Genomic DNA, 14,299 nt, shown 5'->3' with positions numbered 1-14,299 from the left:
ATGGGGGCGGTGCCGGTCGGGTGGGACGCCGACATGGCCGTGACCGCGCTTTACAGTGCGCATTTTCGGTCATTAGTTCGTCTCGCCGTGTTGCTGGTGCGCGACATGGCAACCGCGGAGGAAGTCGTGCAGGATGCGTTCGTCGCCATCCACGGCGCCTGGCGCAGGTTGCGTGACCCCGACAAGGCGCTCGCCTACCTACGGCAGTCCGTCGTCAACAGGTCCCGGTCCGTGCTGCGCCATCGGGCGGTCGTGGAGAAGTACGCCCCCAAGGGCCTGCCCGACGCGCCGAGCGCGGAGCACGGCGCCATCGGCGAGTTCGAACGGTCCGCGGTCATCGAGGCGTTGCGGGCGCTACCGTCTCGCCAGAGGGAGGCACTGGTCCTTCGTTACTACGGTGATCTGTCCGAAGCCGAGATCGCCCACGCCATGGGCATCAGCAAGGGGGCGGTGAAGAGCCACACGGCACGTGGCATGGCCGCCCTGCGTTCCGTCCTGGAGAAGATGTCATGACCCAGCCCCCCGACGAGTACGGCGAGGTCCTGCGCCGTGCCCTCCGTGCGGAGGCGGACGCGGTCGTGCCCTCGCCGGACGGGCTCGACGTCATCCGTACGAAGATCGAGCGGCGCGGCGCGCGCAACCTCTTCTGGTGGCGGGCCGGGGCGGCGGCAGCGAGCGCGGTGCTGGTGGCGGGCACGATCGTGATGGTGGTGCCCGACCTGCGCCAGCGTGTTGTCGAGGCGCCCTATCTCGAGGTGCGCACCACCTCCAGCGCCACCCCGCCGGCGAAGTCCTCGACCAGCCGGCCCGCCTCGCCCAAGTCGACCGTACGGGAGAGCGAGCCTCTGGTCGTGCCGCCGCCGACGTCGTCCGAGCCGCCGCAGAAGCAGGAGCCCCGCCCGTCGGAGACGGCCCGCTCGACCGCCAAGCCGACGCCCACCCCCACGCCGACCCCCTGCCCGTCGACGGCCGACCAGGCGGAGCAGCCGGCCGACTGCCCTGAGGCCGACGATCCGCCGACGCCTTCGCCGTCCGAGCCGGAAGCGTCGCCCACGCCGACGCCGTGCCCGGACGAGGAGTGCTCGACGCTGGACCCGGTGCCGACCATCTCGGACATGCCCAGCCCTCTGATCAGCGCGAACACGTCGTGACTCCCCTTCCCTGACCGCCGCGCACTCCCCCGCCCACCCGCGTCACCGGCCCTCCCGGGTGTCACCAGCGTCCCGTACGGGTGAGCAGGACCGCCGCGGCGGCCACCCCCGCGGTCGAGGTGCGCAGCACCGTCGGCCCCAGCAGCACCGGCGTGGCCCCCGCCGCCAGGAACTCCGCCAGTTCAGGCTCCGACACCCCGCCCTCGGGCCCGACCACGACGACGATGTCACCGTCGTCCGGGAGCGCCACCCGCGACAGCGGCGCCGCGGCCTCCTCGTGCAGCACCAGCCCCAGCGCCGCCCCGGCCAGCAGCTTCACCGCCCCGGCCGTCGAGACCGGCTCGGTCACCTCGGGCAGGTGGAAGCGCCGGGCCTGCTTGCCCGCCTCACGGGCCGTCGACCGCCAGCGCTGCAGCGCCTTGGCCACCTTGTCGCCCTTCCACTGGGTGACGCTCCGCGAGGCCTGCCAGGGAACGATCACGTCAACACCGGCCTCGGTCATCATCTCGACCGCCAGCTCGCCCCTGTCACCCTTCGGCAGCCCCTGCACGACGACCAGTCTCGGCCTGGGCGGCGCGACCTCGTACCTGCCCTGGACCTCCACCCGCAGCGAGTCCTTGAACACCTCGCGCACCACGCACTCGGCCACCGACCCCGCCCCGTCGGTGAGATCCACCCGCTCCCCGGGGCGCAACCGCCTGACGGTGGCCGCGTGACGCCCTTCGGGGCCGCCGAGCACCAGCTCGGGGCCGTCGAGCTCGCCCGTCAGGAACACCGGAACCGTCACCAGCCACCTCGGATTCTCCACGTTACGCAACCACACGAACACCCTGCGCAATATCGTGTCCCGTGCAGCCTTCCTGAGATCACTCTACGAGGGGGTCGATGGCCGTCTCTCCCGCTCGCCGACGCGCGCCAGAACCGGGCGGTGTCCGAGAGCACGTGTCGCGGCCGATGCGTGTCAGGACGCGTCTCGTGCTCGTGCTGGCCGTGCCCACACTCCTGCTGATCACCGGGATGGCCGCGGAGGCGGCGGCCCGCCTGCACGCCCGCGCCGACGCCGACGCCACGGCCCGGCACGCGACACTGGTGCTCGCCGTCCAGGATCTCGTCCACGCGCTCCAGCGCGAACGTGCCCTCCTCGCGGCGCTGCTCGCCGGCGAACAGCGCGTCAGGCCCGATCTCGCCCCCGCCCGCCACGCCACCGACCACGCCCGTTCGGCCCTCTCCCACCTGCTCGCCACCGCCCCTCCCACCGCGTACGGACCAGTACGCGACGCGCTCGCCCGCCTCCCCACCCTCGACCGCCCCCGCACCGGCACCCCGACCCTCGCCCTGTCCCCCGACGCCCCCGCCACCCCCGGCGGCCCCCTTTCCCGCATCCGGCAGGCGACTCCCACACCGACCGCACCACTGGTGGGCCCTTACGGCGCGCTCGTGAGCCCAGGAGCCGCCACCCTGACCACAACCACCGATGGCGCCGCACCCCCCACCTGGAACATGACCGCTGATGGCGCCGCGAACCCCACCCTCGACAGGACCGCCGAAGGTGCCTCAGACCCCGCCGTGACCCCTACTCAGGACGCCGTGGCCGGTACCGAAGGGGCGGGGGTCGCCGGCGTGACTTCCACCCAGGGTTTGACCGGCGAGACCGAAGGCGTCGGTACCGAGATCGGTGCGTCCGCTGGTCGGAGGGTGCCGGTCGACAGGGGGCCGAGGGTGCGGCAGGACGTCTTCGAGGCGTTCACCGATGTGATCACGGAGTTGGCAGACGGGTCGTTCGGCACGGAGGTCGGCCGGACAGACCCGTCGCTGCTAAGACCGTTGCAGGCGCTGGAGGCCATGAGCCGGGCCAAGGAGGCGGCCGCACGGCAGCGGGCGGTGGCCGCGGCGGCCTTCGCGACGGGCGCGTTCACCCAGGTCGAGTACATCACCTTCCTGGAGGCCCGTGCCTCCATGACGGACGCCCTGGACCGGTACCGCCGAACCGCCGGTCCTCAAGGCGTGGCCGCGCTGGAGCGGGCGCAGCGGGGCGCTCCGTCGGCCAGGACGGCACGGCTGGAACGCCGGGCCCTCGCCGCCTCCCCCGGCACGCCTCTGACCGTCCGCACGCGTACCTGGCTCGCGGCCAGCGGCGCCTACGCCGACGCCCTGCGCGCCGTGCAGCACGCGACCGGACGCGAAGCACATGTCCTGGCGACGGCGGCCCGCGAACGCCACACCCGGCACCTGACCTGGCTGGCCGGTCTGGGTGCCGCGTTCCTGCTGGTCATGGGGGCACTGGGGGCGCTCATGGCACGTTCGATCACGCGTCCCCTCCGCAGGCTCACCGGCGAGGCCACCGCCCTGGCGCGCCACATCGCCACCCTGGAGGCAGCGGAGACGCCCCGCCTCGCCGTCCCCGGCACGCCCCCGTCCGACCTCCACGCCCCAGGGACTCGCCCCGCCCACCTGTGGCGCGCCTACGACGCCTCTTTCCCTCTGCCGTCCGCACGCCTTCCAAGCCTCGGAAATGCCTCGTACGGGAGAGAAACCCGCAGAGCCGGGACTCCAGGCCAGCCGGCGAGCCGCCCGACCTCGGACGCGCGCCAGGACCACTCGCGCGAAGTCCCAGGCCTCTCATTCCGCGTCAAACACCCACTCAGCGACAGAACCCACTCGCTTCCCAGCAAGCACCCCCTCAGGGTCGAGCCCACACACGAGAACACAACCCGGGACAAGCACCCTCTGGAGGTCGCGCCACCGTACGAAAGCACATCCCGCGACAAGCACCTCCAGGGAGGCGAGCCTCCGTACGAGAGCACGTTCCGCCTCGGTGAGGATCCCGCGCAGGGGACCGCTTCGGGCTTCGAGGGCGCCTCCTCAGGCGGGGAGGTCTCGGACAAGGTCGGCGGGGCGATCCGGAGCGGGGAAACCGCTGGGGAGTTCGCGCGGCTGGCAGGGGCGCTGGGTGACATGCATGAGGCGGCGGTGCGGATCGCGGCCGGGCGGGCGGCGATCCGGCGGGACGCGGCGGCGTCGCTGGGCGAGCTGGGGACGCGGCACCGGGATCTGGTGCACCGGCAGCTGACGTTCATCAGCGTGCTGCAGCGCGACGAGTCGGACCCCGCCGTGCTGGCCAGGCTGTGCGAGCTGGACCGCGTGACCAGCCGTCTGCGCAGGAACGCCGAGAGCCTGCTGGTCCTGACCGGCACGCGGGGGCAGCGGCGCTCGTCGGAACCGGTGCCGGTGGACGAGGTGCTCCGGTCGGTGCTGGCCGAGGTCGAGGAGCACCACCGGGTGGCGCTGCGGGTGGTGGGCCGGGCGCACGTGCGGGGGCCGGTGGTGGCGGAGGTGGCGCACATGCTGGCCGAGCTGATGGAGAACGCGCTGGGCTATTCGCCACCCGAGTCGGAGGTGGACGTGGTGTCACGGGCCGCCGAGGGTGAGTGCCGCGTCACGATCTCCGACTACGGCATGGGCATGACGGCCGGGGAGCTGGCCGCGGCCAACGCCCGGCTGCGGGGCGAGCAGAGCTTCCTGGTGGCGCCGACCCGCTGTCTGGGCCACCACGTGGTGGGCAGGCTGGCCGAGCGGCTGGGCGTGCGGGTGTCGCTGCACCCGTCGCCCGGCCGCGGCGTCACGGCACAGGTGACCCTCCCGGAGGAACTCCTGGCCGTGCAGCCCGCGGAGGCGGTCAACGGGTCCCGGTGACCGGCCGCCCGCCGCGTCCCGTCGTCAGCGGCCGTTGAAGGCGTCGCGGAGACGGGAGAAGAAACCCTGCTGGCCGGGCGCGAACTTGCCCGGCGGCCGCTCCTCGCCGCGCAGCTTGGCCAGCTCGCGCAGCAGCTCCTCCTGCGGGGGGTCGAGGCGGGACGGGGTCTCCACGTTCACGTGGATGAGCAGGTCGCCGCGGCCGGTCTCGTTGAGGCGCTGCACGCCGCGGCCGTACATGGTGATGACCTGACCCGACTGCGTGCCAGGGCGGACGTCGATCTCCTCGGCGCCGTCGAGGGTCTCGACGGTGAGCACGGTGCCGAGCGCGGCGGCCGTCATCGGGATCTGGACGGTGCAGTGGAGGTCGTCGCCGCGCCGCTCGAAGATCTCGTGGGAGCGCTCGACGATCTCCAGGAAGAGGTCGCCGGGCGGGCCGCCGCCGGGGCCGATCTCGCCCTCGCCGGCGAGCTGGATGTGGGTGCCGTCCTCGACGCCCGCGGGGATGCGGACCTTGATCGTGCGGCGGGTGCGGACCCGGCCGTCGCCCGAGCACTCCTGGCACGGGTGGCGGATGATGCTGCCGAAGCCGCCGCACTGCGGGCACGGCCGCGTGGTCATGACCTGCCCGAGGAAGGACCGGGTGACCTGGGAGATCTCGCCGCGGCCGTTGCACATGTCGCAGGTGTCGGGGTGGGTGCCGGGCGCCGCGCCGACGCCCTGGCACACCTCGCACAGCACGGCCGTGTCGACCTGGAGCTCCCGGGTGGTGCCGAACGCGGTCTCGCGCAGGTCGAGCTCGACCCGGATCGTCGCGTTGCGGCCGCGGCGGGCGCGCGAGCGCGGGCCGCGGGCGCCGCCCGTGGCGGTGCCGAAGAACGCGTCCATGATGTCGCTGAACGGGAAGCCGGCGCCGAAGCCGCCGCCCGGCGCACCCGCCCCGGCGCCGCCGAACGGGTCGCCGCCAAGGTCGTACATCTGGCGCTTGTTCGGATCGGAGAGCACCTCGTAGGCCTGCGTGATCTCCTTGAACCGCTCCTGCGTGGCGGGGTCAGGGTTCACGTCGGGGTGCAGCTCGCGGGCCAGCCGGCGGTAGGCCTTCTTGATCTCGTCCTGACTGGCGTCACGGCGCACCCCGAGGGCGGCGTAATAGTCGCTGTTTGCCACTTATCGACCTCTTAAGATGCAGCCAGAATCTGGCTGACGTAGCGTGCCACCGCGCGCACGGCGCCCATCGTCACGGGGTAGTCCATCCTGGTGGGGCCCAGAACGCCGAGCCGGGCCAGTTGGTTGTCGCCTTGACCGTATCCCGTCGCGACGATGGACGTGCCCCGCAGTCCGGTGTAGGCGTTCTCCGATCCGATGCGCACGGTGAGGGCGGAAGGTGTGTCTGAGGAAGTCTCGCCGAGCAGGCGCATGAGCACCACCTGCTCTTCCAGCGCTTCGAGCACCTCGCGCAGGCCGACGCTGAGGTCGGCGCCGGCGAGGTTGGCCGCCCCGGCGAACACGATCTTCTCGTCGTGCCGTTCGACGAGCGTCTCCAGCAGGACGGACAGGATCGTGGCCATCGCCGGCCGCTCGTCGACCGGCAGCCGCTCGGGCAGGTCCGAGACCAGCTCGGGCACGCTGCTCAGGCCGCAGCCGTCGAGGCAGTCGTTGAGCACCCCGCGCATGTGGGCGATGCGGTGCTCCTCCACCACCTCGGGCAGCTCGACCATGCGCTGCTCGACGCGGCCCATGTTGGTGATCAGCACCAGCATGACGCGGCGGTCGTGGAGCGGCACCAGCTCGACGTGGCGCACGGTCGAGCGGTTGAGCGTCGGGTACTGCACGACGGCGACCTGACGGGTGAGCTGCGCGAGCAGCCGCACCGTGCGCATCACCACGTCGTCGAGGTCGACCGCTCCCGCCAGGAACGTCTCGATGGCCCGGCGCTCGGCCCCCGACAGGGGCTTGACCTGGGAGAGCCTGTCGACGAACAGGCGATAGCCCTTGTCCGTCGGCACGCGCCCGGCGCTGGTGTGGGGCTGGGCGATGTAACCCTGCTCCTCCAGCGCCGCCATGTCGTTTCTCACGGTCGCCGGCGACACCTTCAGATTGTGACGCTCGGCGAGCGCCTTGGAGCCCACCGGTTCGTTGGTCGAAACGTAGTCTTCGACAATGGCGCGTAGCACCGCGAGCTTCCGATCGTCGAGCACGTGCGCACCTCCTACCGCCGCTTTCAGGGAAACGCCAGACCTAGCACTCTGTGTTCCCGAGTGCCAAGTGTACGGGTCTCGCTCACAGGGTGCGATAACACCGTTGTCCCCGCTGCTGGCACGCGTGAACGACAAGCATCACAATTGCCGACATGAACGACAATCCACCCCAGCGGCCTGTTGATCCGCCTTCAGGGCAGGATCCTCCTTTTGGTCAGCCTTATCCCCAGGGTGAACCTTCCCCGTACGCGCCGCCACCCCCACATTCCGGCCCGAACCCGTACGGATCTCAACCCCCCGGCCCCTACGGGCCCCCGCCCCAAGCGGGTCCCGGGCCGTACGGCGGGAGTCCGTACGGTCAGCAGCAGCCCGGCTACGGGTACGGGCAGCAGCCGCAGTTCGGCGGGCCGCAGTACGGGCCGCCGGGAGCACCCTACGGACGCCAGGTGGACCCGAAGGAGCTCCGCCCGCGGCTGCGGTGGATCGCGGTCGCGTGGGGCGTGGCCGTCGCGTGCGTCGTGGCGGGCGTGGTCCTGTTCGTCACCGGCATCGTGAACACCGTCGAGGACATCGCCCCGTCCACGACGTTCGCCGCCGGCGAGACGGTCACGGTCTCGCTCGACCCCGACGACCGACCGTCCGTCTACGTCTCCACCGACGCCCGGGTGAACTACCGCTGCGAGATCTCCGGCGGGCCCGGCCAGGCGCGGCTCGTCAACGCGCCGGGCTCGCAGACGGTCACGGCCGGCAGCCGGACGTGGGAGCAGATCCTGCTGGTCAACGCGCCCGCCGCGGGCGAGTACCAGCTCACCTGCGTCATCCAGGAACAGGGTGACGTGCTGTTCGGCGTGGGCAGGGACGCGCTCTCGGCGGCCGGCGGCATCGTGGGAGGACTGGCGGCGCTGCTGCTCATCCCCGGCGTGGGCGTGCTCGGCGCGATCATCGTGACGGTGGTCGTCCTGATGCGGCGGAGCGGCCATCGCAAGCGCCTCGCGACGGCCGGGTGATTTGCTACGGTCCCCGTGTGTACGACGGCGATGTTCTAGCGGGAAACTGGCGGCGTCCCGGCAAAGGGAAGATCCCCCAAGTGGCCGCCGAACCGGACCTGGTCGTGGAGGACGCCGACAGCGGCTTCTGCGGCGCGGTGGTGGCCTGCGACAAGGAGGCGGTGACGCTGGAGGACCGCTTCGGCAAGCGGCGGCTGTTCCCGCTGGCGCCCGCCGCTTTCCTGCTGGAAGGGCGGGTCGTGACGTTGGTGCGGCCGCAGGCCGCCGCGCCGCGGGGTCACAGGCGCAGCGCCTCGGGGTCGATCGCGGTCGAAGGGCTGCGGGCCAGGGTCGCAAGGAAGAGCCGCATCTACGTCGAAGGCGTGCACGACGCGGCGCTGGTGGAGAAGATCTGGGGTCACGACCTGCGGGTCGAGGGCGTGGTCGTGGAGTACCTGGAAGGCGTCGACGACCTGCCCGCGATCGTCGGCGAGTTCGGCCCCGAGCCGGGGCGCAGGCTGGGAGTGCTGGTCGACCACCTGGTGCCGGGTTCCAAGGAGAGCCGCATCGCGGCCCAGGTGACCTCGCCGCACGTCCTCGTGGTGGGCCACCCGTACGTCGACATCTGGCAGGCGGTCAAGCCGTCCGCGCTGGGCATCCGGGCCTGGCCCGAGGTGCCGCGCGGGGTTCCGTGGAAGGAGGGCGTGATCGCCGCCCTGGGCTGGCGGATGGAGCCGGCCGACGCGTGGCGGCGCATTCTGGGCGCCGTCTCGACCTACGCCGACCTGGAGCCGGAACTGCTCGGCCGGGTCGAGGAACTGATCGACTTCGTTACGGAGGCATCGTGAGCCAGGATCCGCACCCACCGCCGTCCGACGAGGACGCGACCCGCCGCATCCCCACCGACAACCCCCCGCAGGGCTACGGCCCGCAACCCGGCTCCGAGCCCGGGTACAGGTACGGCCAGCAGCCCGGTTCCGAGCCCGGCTACGGGTACGGCCAGCAGCCCGGCCACGGCTACGGACAGCAGCCCGGGTACGGGCAGCAACCTGGTTACGGCTACGGGCAGCAGCCACAGCCGCCGTACGGTCACCAACAGCCTCCGTACGGTTACGCCGCCCCCCACCGGCAGCCACCGCACGTCCCCGGCAGGTACGGCCCGCGCCCGGGCACCGACGACACCACCATGGCCATGGTCTCCCACCTGCTGGGCCTGCTGGTCTCCTGGGTCGGCCCGCTGATCGTCTACCTGATGAAGAAGGACGAGTCCCCGTACGTCAGGGACCAGTCGGCGGAGGCGCTGAACTTCCAGATCACCATGTTCATCGGCTTCATCGTCGCCGCCCTCTTCTCGATCATCCTGATCGGCCTCCTGCTGCTGCCGATCGTCTGGATCATCGCGCTGATCTTCCAGATCCAGGCCGCCATCGCGGCGCAGCGGGGCCAGAACTACCGCTACCCGATCAACATCCGCCTCATCACGTGAGCAGGTCGCGGACCAGCGCGTCCGCCAGCAGCCGGCCGCGCAGGGTGAGCACCATGCACCCGGCCTTGAACGCCTCCGGCTCCAGCAGCCCGCCGGCCAGCGCCGCGGCGACCTTCGGGCGCGCGCCGGGCGCCACGTCGGCCAGCGGGTAGCCGGAGTCGAGCCGCAGCTCCAGCATGAGCCGCTCGGTCTCGCGATCCTCGGCGGTCAGTTCCTCGCGGGCGTGCGCGGGCGAGTGGCCGGCGGCCAGGCGCTGGGCGTACGGGGCCGGATGCTTGACGTTCCACCACCGGGTGCCGCCGACGTGGCTGTGGGCGCCGGGGCCGACGGCCCACCAGTCGCCGCCGGTCCAGTAGAGCAGGTTGTGGCGGCAGCGGGCGGCGTCGCCGGTGGCCCAGTTGGACACCTCGTACCAGCGGAGCCCTGCCTCGGCCAACATCTGGTCGGCGATGAGGTAGCGGTCGGCGGCCACGTCGTCGTCGGGCATCGGCAGCTCGCCGCGCCGGATCCGGGCGGCGAGACGGGTGCCGTCCTCGACGATGAGCGAGTAGGCCGAGACGTGGTCGGGCCCGGCCTCGACGGCGGCGGCCAGGGAGGCGCGCCAGTCGTCGTCGGTCTCGCCGGGAGTGCTGTAGATCAGGTCGAGGTTGACGTGCTCGAACCCGGCCTTCCTGGCCTCCAGCACGGCCTGGCCGGCCCTGCCTGGGGTGTGTTGCCGGTCGAGCACCCGCAGGACGTGCTCGCGGGCGCTCTGCATGCCGAAGCTGACCCGGGTGAAGCCGCGCTCGCGCAGCTCTTCGAGGTAGCGCGGGTCGACGGACTCGGGGTTGGCCTCGGTCGTCACCTCGGCGCCGGGCGCCAGGCCGAACTCGGCGTCGATGGCCGCGAGGATCCTGCCCAGGTCGCGGGCGGGTAGCAGGGTCGGGGTGCCGCCGCCGAAGAACACCGTCTCGACCGGCAGCCGGGCCTCGCCGAGCACCCGCCGCGCGAGCCGTACCTCCGCTATCGCGGTGTCGGCGTAGTCGCCGTGTGAGGCGCCGGGGCCTAGCTCGGCGGCGGTGTAGGTGTTGAAGTCGCAGTAGCCGCAGCGCGTCACGCAGAACGGGACGTGCACGTAGAAGCCGAACGGCCGCTCGCCGAGGCCGCGCAGCGCGCTCTCGGGCAGCTCGCCGGAGGCGGGCGCGGGATCTCCGTCAGGCAGCGTGGAAGGCACGTCTCCAGTCTGCCCGGTCCCATTGACTGCCCGATCCAGGAGATCTACGATCCGGGACAACTTATAGGAAAGTTTCCTATAAGTCAGGAGGCGCACCCCGTGAAGAAGAGCATCCTCATCGCCCTCTCCGTCTTACTGTCCCTGACCGTGACCGCGCTGCCCGCCGAGGCCGGGGGCGACCGTTTCAAGCGGGTCGCGTACTTCGTCCAGTGGGGCGTCTACGGGCGCGACTACCACGTCAAGGACGTCGACACCAGCGGCGCCGCAGCCAAGCTCACCCACGTCAACTACGCCTTCGGCTTCGTCGACGCCGCCGGTGACTGCTACTCCCCCGACCCGTGGGCCGACTGGCAGCGGCCGGTGCCGGCCGAGCAGAGCGTGGACGGCGTCGCCGACGCGCCCGGCCAGGCCCTGAACGGCAACCTCAACCAGCTCCGCAAGCTCAAGGCCAAGCACCCCCGGCTGAAGGCGCTCATCTCGCTGGGCGGCTGGACCGGCTCGAAGCACTTCTCCGACGCCGTGCTCACTCCTGAGTCGCGCGCCAGGCTGGCCGCCTCCTGCATCGACCTGTGGCTGCGCGGCAACCTGCCCGGTCTGGAGCCCGGCGCGGGCGCGGGCGTGTTCGACGGCATCGACCTCGACTGGGAGTGGCCGGGCTCGTCCGGCGCCGAGGGCAACGTGATCAGGCCGGAGGACAGGCGGAACTTCACCCTGTTCCTGGAGGAACTGCGCGCCCAGCTCGACGCGTACTCCCGGGACGCCGAGCTGAGCGCCTTCCTCCCCGCCGCCGCCGCGAAGATCGACGCCGGCTTCGAGGTGCGGCGGGTGTTCGACCTGCTCGACTTCGCCACCGTCCAGGGCTACGACCTGCGCGGCAACTGGGAGCTCCGGACGGGCCACCAGGGCAACCTGTTCACCGACGGGCGCGACCCGAACGAGGTCCGCTACAGCGTCGACCAGACCGTCCGCGACTACCTGCGGCGCGGCGCCCCGGCCCGCAAGCTCGTGATCGGCGTCCCCGCGTACGGGCAGGGCTGGACCGGCGTCACCGGCGGCGGGAAGGGCCTCTACAAGGCGGCCACCGGCCCCGCCCCCGGCAAGTGGGCCGCCGGCGTCGAGGACTACAAGGACCTCGTGACCAAGCCGGGCAAGCGCCACCGCGACCTGCTCACGGGCACGCTCTGGATGTACGACGGCAACGAGTTCTGGTCGTACGACGACCCGGCGGTGATGCTGCAGAAGGCCGCGTACATCCGGCTCAAGGGGCTGGGCGGCGCCATGCTGTGGTCCATCGACCAGGACGACTCCCGCGCCTCGCTCACCACGGCGCTGCACAAGGTCCTGAGGTGACCTCCCCGCGTTGATCCCTCGCGTGGGCGCGCTCGCGCCCACGCGGGGAGTCCCCCGAAGCTACGAGGGCACGCCCAGGACGCGCTCGGCCACCCGGTCCCATCGCTCGTCGTATCCGGGGACCTCCAGGATGCGGCGCAGGAGCTCCTCGTCGCCGTGGTAGGCCAGGAAGGACTCGGCCACGGTCACGCTCGCCGCCGGCCGGTGGACCACCTCCACCTCGTCGCCCACGCCCAGCTCGCCCAGCTCCAGCACCCTGAGGTACGCGCCGGGCCGGGCGGCCTCGGTGAAGCGCTTGACCCAGCGGGGCTCGTCCAGCCAGTTGCGGAAGACCACGCACGGCACGCGGGGGGCGGCCACCTCCAGGAGCGTGCTGCCGATCCGCCAGCGCTCCCCGATCAGCGCGCCGTTGACGTCCAGCCCCGAGGTCGTGAGGTTCTCGCCGAACCTGCCGTCACGCAGCTCGCGGCCCAGCTCCCGCTCCCACCAGTCGTAGTCTTCCCTGGCGTAGGCGTAGACGGCCTGGCCGGGGGATCCGTGGCTGGGTTTGTCGGCACGCTCGTCACCGGCCAGGCCGTTGGCCAGGACCGCCACGCGGTGGGTCACCGGCCGCTTGTCGATGGCCGTGCGCTTCAGCTTCCCGGCCCAGTCAGCGTCGACAGCTTGCCCGATATTTACCGATATAACACGCATACGGGGGACGGTATCGGAGCCTCCTTGCCTTGAGCGATGAAGTACCAGGCCAGACAGGTGACCATCTCCGCCACGTCAGGCCCGGTCGTCGGCGAGGTCTAACAAGGTCTCCAGGGCGGCCTGGCGCGCCTCCTCCACGGACGCGCCCCGCTCCCCGAAGCACTCGGCCGCCACGTCGAGCAGCGCCGTCACCACGGCGGCGTCGGGATAGGGCACGTCGACCACGACCTTGCCGTCGTCGCCCAGCACCGCCGGCCTCATGTGGGCCCGCAGCAACCGCCGCGTCTCCTCAGCCACGGCGACCCCCAGCACAGCGGCACGCTCCATGCGCTCAGCAGCCATCATCTCACCCTCCAGTCGCACAGGTGTTCGGATGCCCAAGCTAACGGGGCCCACCGACAAAACTCCGGCCTCCCGGCGGATGCCCGAGAAGCGGGTCACTTCTGAACCGCGCGCCGAAGGTGATCGTCTCAGGGGCATGAGAAGAAGCTGGGCCGCGGCCTCGGCACTGGTGCTCGCCGCGTGCGGCGGCACGGGGGTTGACCAAGCGGGCGAGAGCACGCCGACGACCGCGCCTCCAGCGGCCACACGGACGACCGCCACCAGCCCAGCCACACCGACCACCTCAACCAGCCCGGCCACACCGACCACCTCAACCAGCCCGGCCACACCGACCACCTCGACCAGCCCGGCCACACCGACCACCTCGACCAGCGACGCCACCTCGACCAACCCGGCCACACCGACCACCGCGACCAGCCTGGCCACTGTGACCAGCCAGGCCACCACGGCCACGGCCACGGCCTCGGCCGACCGACCCGCCGCTGAACCGGCCGCTCCCGGCCGTCCTGTCGCCCAGTGGCTGCGGGTGGGCGGGCTGGCCGCACCCGGCCTCGGCGCCGTCCGCCCTCCGACGCTGGTGGTCTACGCCGACGGCCGGGCCATCGCCGGCGCGGCCCACGAGCTCCACCTGCCGCCCGCCGAGGTGGAAGCCCTGGTCAAGGCCCTGGATCAGGATCTGGCCGGGCAACCCGCCACCGCCTCGCCCCGGCCCGGCTCGCCGGCGTTCCATGACGCGCCCACGACGATCCTCGGCGTGGACGGCGGCGGCGGGATGCGGGAGGTGCACGTGCCGTACCTGGAGCACGCCGCGACCCGCTACGACGCCGCGCTCGTCACCGCCCGCGACCGTCTCTCCCATCTCGCGGGCCGCGTCACCGCGCGGGGCCGGACCTACTCCACCGATCGCGTACGCCTGTCCGCCGAGCGGCTCGCCTCCCCCGGGACGACCGCGGAACCCCTGCCGCAGGGTGTACCCCTGCCACCCGATACGACCTCGGCCCGGAAGGACTACAAGGGCCACAAGGCGACCGCCATCACCCGGCTGATACCGGGCGACGGATCATGGCACATCTACCGCCTGCCGACCGGCGGGCATCTCGCGCTCTCGTGGCGCTACCTGCTCCCCCACGAGTGAGAGAACCCGTCGACTTCGAAAGCGTCGCCCGATTCGCCAGGCAATCGCTACC

Annotated in this window: 14 protein-coding genes; 8 read left to right on the top strand and 6 right to left on the bottom strand. The window is 72.0% G+C overall.

The genetic code is table 11. From position 1 onward, the window contains the following. Both AB0K05_RS10200 and AB0K05_RS10195 read left to right on the top strand, forming a co-directional pair. The gene (locus AB0K05_RS10200) at window positions 1–513 is read left to right on the top strand and encodes a SigE family RNA polymerase sigma factor (RefSeq protein ID WP_148034834.1); all 513 of its coding nucleotides are present in this window, start codon (window positions 1–3) and stop codon (window positions 511–513) included. Next, entirely contained in the window at window positions 510–1,151 is a 642-nt protein-coding gene (locus AB0K05_RS10195) for a hypothetical protein (RefSeq protein WP_271279862.1), read from the top strand. Before AB0K05_RS10200 ends, AB0K05_RS10195 begins: the two co-directional genes overlap by 4 nt. A 61-nt stretch (window positions 1,152–1,212) precedes the next feature. On the opposite strand, the gene AB0K05_RS10190 is transcribed toward AB0K05_RS10195, so the two are convergent. Further along, on the bottom strand, window positions 1,213–1,938 hold the full coding sequence (locus tag AB0K05_RS10190) for a 16S rRNA (uracil(1498)-N(3))-methyltransferase (protein WP_364228321.1): 726 nt from the start codon (window positions 1,936–1,938) through the stop codon (window positions 1,213–1,215). A gap of 167 nt (window positions 1,939–2,105) precedes the next feature. Between AB0K05_RS10190 and AB0K05_RS10185 the strand changes: the two genes are divergently transcribed. Continuing rightward, window positions 2,106–4,844, top strand: coding sequence for a nitrate- and nitrite sensing domain-containing protein (locus AB0K05_RS10185; protein ID WP_364228319.1), 2,739 nt, complete (start codon window positions 2,106–2,108; stop codon window positions 4,842–4,844). Window positions 4,845–4,868: 24 nt separating this feature from the next. On the opposite strand, the gene dnaJ is transcribed toward AB0K05_RS10185, so the two are convergent. Both dnaJ and hrcA read right to left on the bottom strand, forming a co-directional pair. Continuing rightward, window positions 4,869–6,011 (bottom strand): molecular chaperone DnaJ, encoded by a 1,143-nt coding sequence (dnaJ, locus tag AB0K05_RS10180; RefSeq protein ID WP_148033490.1) that lies wholly within the window; start codon window positions 6,009–6,011, stop codon window positions 4,869–4,871. A gap of 11 nt (window positions 6,012–6,022) precedes the next feature. Next, complete coding sequence (gene hrcA / locus AB0K05_RS10175) at window positions 6,023–7,042, bottom strand: heat-inducible transcriptional repressor HrcA (RefSeq protein ID WP_148033491.1); 1,020 nt, start codon at window positions 7,040–7,042, stop codon at window positions 6,023–6,025. A 446-nt stretch (window positions 7,043–7,488) separates the two neighbouring features. On the opposite strand from hrcA, the gene AB0K05_RS10170 reads away from it, so the two are divergent. Genes AB0K05_RS10170 through AB0K05_RS10160 form a run of 3 tightly spaced genes read left to right on the top strand, consistent with a single transcriptional unit; the run spans window position 7,489 to window position 9,514 of the window. Beyond that, window positions 7,489–8,049 (top strand): hypothetical protein, encoded by a 561-nt coding sequence (locus AB0K05_RS10170; RefSeq protein WP_261808756.1) that lies wholly within the window; start codon window positions 7,489–7,491, stop codon window positions 8,047–8,049. Window positions 8,050–8,066: 17 nt separating this feature from the next. Next, window positions 8,067–8,876: a DUF3097 domain-containing protein gene (locus tag AB0K05_RS10165; protein WP_364228316.1), complete on the top strand. Its 810-nt coding sequence runs from the start codon at window positions 8,067–8,069 to the stop codon at window positions 8,874–8,876. Next, a complete protein-coding gene (locus AB0K05_RS10160) occupies window positions 8,873–9,514 on the top strand; it encodes a DUF4870 domain-containing protein (protein WP_364228314.1) in 642 nt (213 codons plus the stop codon). The genes AB0K05_RS10165 and AB0K05_RS10160 overlap by 4 nt, the downstream gene beginning before the upstream one ends. Here the strand turns inward: AB0K05_RS10160 and hemW are convergent. Continuing rightward, on the bottom strand, window positions 9,507–10,727 hold the full coding sequence (gene hemW / locus AB0K05_RS10155) for a radical SAM family heme chaperone HemW (RefSeq protein WP_364228312.1): 1,221 nt from the start codon (window positions 10,725–10,727) through the stop codon (window positions 9,507–9,509). The genes AB0K05_RS10160 and hemW overlap by 8 nt on opposite strands. 99 nt (window positions 10,728–10,826) lie before the next feature. Here hemW and AB0K05_RS10150 point away from each other — a divergent pair, with 99 nt between their 5' ends. Then, a complete protein-coding gene (locus AB0K05_RS10150; protein ID WP_148033495.1) occupies window positions 10,827–12,077 on the top strand; it encodes a glycoside hydrolase family 18 protein in 1,251 nt (416 codons plus the stop codon). Window positions 12,078–12,137: 60 nt separating this feature from the next. Here the strand turns inward: AB0K05_RS10150 and AB0K05_RS10145 are convergent, their stop codons facing one another. Together AB0K05_RS10145 and AB0K05_RS10140 are read right to left on the bottom strand one after the other, a co-directional pair. Then, window positions 12,138–12,770: an MOSC domain-containing protein gene (locus tag AB0K05_RS10145; RefSeq protein WP_364228310.1), complete on the bottom strand. Its 633-nt coding sequence runs from the start codon at window positions 12,768–12,770 to the stop codon at window positions 12,138–12,140. 75 nt (window positions 12,771–12,845) lie between these two features. Continuing rightward, complete coding sequence (locus AB0K05_RS10140) at window positions 12,846–13,565, bottom strand: hypothetical protein (RefSeq protein ID WP_364228308.1); 720 nt, start codon at window positions 13,563–13,565, stop codon at window positions 12,846–12,848. Between AB0K05_RS10140 and AB0K05_RS10135 the strand changes: the two genes are divergently transcribed. Then, on the top strand, window positions 13,540–14,247 hold the full coding sequence (locus AB0K05_RS10135; RefSeq protein ID WP_364228306.1) for a hypothetical protein: 708 nt from the start codon (window positions 13,540–13,542) through the stop codon (window positions 14,245–14,247). The genes AB0K05_RS10140 and AB0K05_RS10135 overlap by 26 nt on opposite strands. The last annotated feature ends 52 nt before the right edge of the window (window positions 14,248–14,299 follow it).

This window comes from Nonomuraea sp. NPDC049486 (assembly GCF_040676925.1).
In the GTDB taxonomy this organism is placed as follows: domain Bacteria; phylum Actinomycetota; class Actinomycetes; order Streptosporangiales; family Streptosporangiaceae; genus Nonomuraea; species Nonomuraea ferruginea.
This window is presented reverse-complemented; position numbering and strand designations above follow the sequence as displayed.

Excerpts from the sequence above, each read along its gene's own strand:
- AB0K05_RS10145 (WP_364228310.1), bottom strand. The coding sequence starts at position 12,770 with ATGCGTGTTATATCGGTAAATATCGGGCAAGCTGTCGACGCTGACTGG.
- AB0K05_RS10200 (WP_148034834.1), top strand. The coding sequence starts at position 1 with ATGGGGGCGGTGCCGGTCGGGTGGGACGCCGACATGGCCGTGACCGCG.
- AB0K05_RS10195 (WP_271279862.1), top strand. The coding sequence starts at position 510 with ATGACCCAGCCCCCCGACGAGTACGGCGAGGTCCTGCGCCGTGCCCTC.
- AB0K05_RS10185 (WP_364228319.1), top strand. The coding sequence starts at position 2,106 with ATGCGTGTCAGGACGCGTCTCGTGCTCGTGCTGGCCGTGCCCACACTC.